The sequence below is a fragment of the Streptomyces sp. PA03-6a genome, from assembly GCF_033792765.1.
In the GTDB taxonomy this organism is placed as follows: domain Bacteria; phylum Actinomycetota; class Actinomycetes; order Streptomycetales; family Streptomycetaceae; genus Actinacidiphila.
In genome coordinates this window covers 1-2,082 of sequence record NZ_JARAVK010000101.1, presented here as the reverse complement: position 1 = coordinate 2,082, position 2,082 = coordinate 1, and the positions used below count along the sequence as shown (strand labels likewise).

Genomic DNA, 2,082 nt, shown 5'->3' with positions numbered 1-2,082 from the left:
TGGCCATGAACTCGCCTTGGCGGCCGTCGGGCATGCGCAGGATGCCGGGTGCCGCATCGAAGAGATCCACGCCCATCTCGCGATCAGTCAGCGTGACACTGCCAGCCCATGTGCTGTGCCGGTCATAGCTGAAGTTCTCCACCGTCGCCGGATCCAGGCGCAGCACGAGGGATGCCGTTACGGGGACTTCACGTCCATCTGGAAAGACGACGATGGCGGGACCTACATACCGGGGACGTCCATCGCCGGGGTGAAAGCGCGGTCGGATCATACGTCGATCCTGGCTGGAGTGGTGCCTTCCGGGTGCACAATCGCGAGGAATGCGTCCCGTTACGCCCAGACCGCGGGGTGCCCTCAGAAGGTAGGGCCGGCGCGATCCGGGCGGCAGTGCAGACAGACCGAGACCTCCGGCATCTTCAGCGCGATGTCTAGCTCGGACCGACTGAGCCATCCGCCGGCCGCCTTCGGACAGTCGCCCCGATGCACGACGGCGCTGACGGACCCGCCGTCCGGCACATGCTGGAGGCGCCACCCGACGCCACCCTGACCCAGTGAGCGCTCACGCCTCGGCGGTGCGGGGACGTCTTTCCACTCCTGCCGCACCTCGACCTCGCGGATCTTCGCGTCGACCCCATCGAGCTGCAGTCCCAGGTACAGGCGGATCACCCGCAGTCGTTCCAGGTCGGCAGGCAGCTCGCGCACATGTTCGATTGTATGCGTGGTCGGCCGGTCTAGCGACTGCCTCTAGCGCCACCAAGGCCGATCCTCACGTTCCGGGGGCCGGGCAGTTTCCAGGTTCTCGGACCTCTTGCCTTGCGCCAGGATCCGCGAGTGGCCGCACCGAAGGCAAAGGTAAGGACACCGGCGAGAGCCACATCGAGGAGGCTGGTTCGGAACCCGGCAATGACGCCGGTGAAGCTGGCGAGGGTCAGGAATCCGCAGGCGAAGGCGAGAACTGTCCAGAGTGTGGTTTTCATGGCGGAACGGTAGGGCTAGCTGGCTGGGCTGTCAGCCCTTTGCGCTCACGCCTCGGCGGTCGGCTCAGCGACGAACGAACCCAGACCGCACGCGGTGTGGATCACGCCCTCCTCAGGCATCCTCGCGTCGCTCCGATAGAGAGCGCACAGCAGGCCGTGCGATCACCCATGCCGCCCAGATCACAATGGCGCCGATCGCCATGTGGACGAAGTTGACACCGGCAGGGTCCGTGGCTGCGGCGACGATGATGCGGACCCCGGTGACGGCGAAGGTCAGCGCGAGGACGGCCCGCAGGATGTTCTTCATAAGTGCACGATAAGCGACAGGTCAGAGCGATCAGGCGTCGGCCGGCGGCTGCTCGGCGACGAAGCTGCCCAGACCGCGAACGGTGTAGATCACGCCCTCCTCGCGAAGGTTCGCCAGCACCTTCTGGGCGGTGTCGACGGCGACCCCGGTGTCGGCGACGAGCTGCTGCACCGACGGCACGCGGGACCGCGGTGGGTAGGTGCCGTCGGCGATCCGCTCCCGGATCACGTCGGCGATCTGCTCCCACTTCGGTCGGTCCTCAGCCCACTCATCGATCATGAGTGCACCGTAGGCACGCACCACACGCGCCCGCGATCCGTAGTACTAGGCCACTCAGGGGGGTGTACTACCCTGCACTAGGGGTATCGTCGGCACCGAGAGACAGAGAGAAGGGCCCCCAGGAGCCGCCTCACGGCCCCCGAGGGCAGCCGACCGGAGAGGGGTCGACATGCCGAAAGATACCCATGACCACAGCCCTTGGGCAGAGGTTTCGAAGAGCGACAGCACCCGCACGCAGTGGTGCACCTGGCACAACGCGTTCGTGGCCGATCCGATCCTGGTCGGCATCGTTGAGGTCGCCTCTGGTCCTGGCCGAGGCGTGTACGCCTGCCCGACCTGCCGGTCTGCGTACGGGATCGTCCCGGTCTCGGACTGGGAGGGCCCGCCGGGTGACGGCAGCGTGCGGTACGAGGATACCCGCCCGACCCCCGGAGGCAGGCGGCCATGACCGACTCCTCCACCCGAGTGCCGGCCCACCCCCTTGCCCTTATAAAACACTTACACTCCCAACAAAAAATC

General features: G+C 66.5%; 4 protein-coding genes. All 4 read right to left on the bottom strand.

Annotated elements, in window-relative coordinates; all coding sequences use genetic code 11:
• The coding region (locus PV350_RS23510) for a hypothetical protein (RefSeq protein ID WP_500335877.1) at positions 1-271 on the bottom strand (271 nt) is incomplete at its 3' end.
• An 83-nt stretch (positions 272-354) separates the two neighbouring features.
• A complete protein-coding gene (locus tag PV350_RS23505; RefSeq protein WP_500335876.1) occupies positions 355-702 on the bottom strand; it encodes a DUF6233 domain-containing protein in 348 nt (115 codons plus the stop codon).
• Between the two features lie 387 nt (positions 703-1,089).
• Complete coding sequence (locus PV350_RS23500) at positions 1,090-1,284, bottom strand: hypothetical protein (RefSeq protein WP_500335875.1); 195 nt, start codon at positions 1,282-1,284, stop codon at positions 1,090-1,092.
• Between the two features lie 30 nt (positions 1,285-1,314).
• The gene (locus PV350_RS23495; protein WP_500335874.1) at positions 1,315-1,563 is read right to left on the bottom strand and encodes a GntR family transcriptional regulator; all 249 of its coding nucleotides are present in this window, start codon (positions 1,561-1,563) and stop codon (positions 1,315-1,317) included.
• Positions 1,564-2,082: the final 519 nt, after the last annotated feature.

What these genes read in the sequence shown, in the direction of transcription:
- PV350_RS23500 (WP_500335875.1), bottom strand. Translation starts at nt 1,284, where the DNA reads ATGAAGAACATCCTGCGGGCCGTCCTCGCGCTGACCTTCGCCGTCACC.
- PV350_RS23495 (WP_500335874.1), bottom strand. Translation starts at nt 1,563, where the DNA reads ATGATCGATGAGTGGGCTGAGGACCGACCGAAGTGGGAGCAGATCGCC.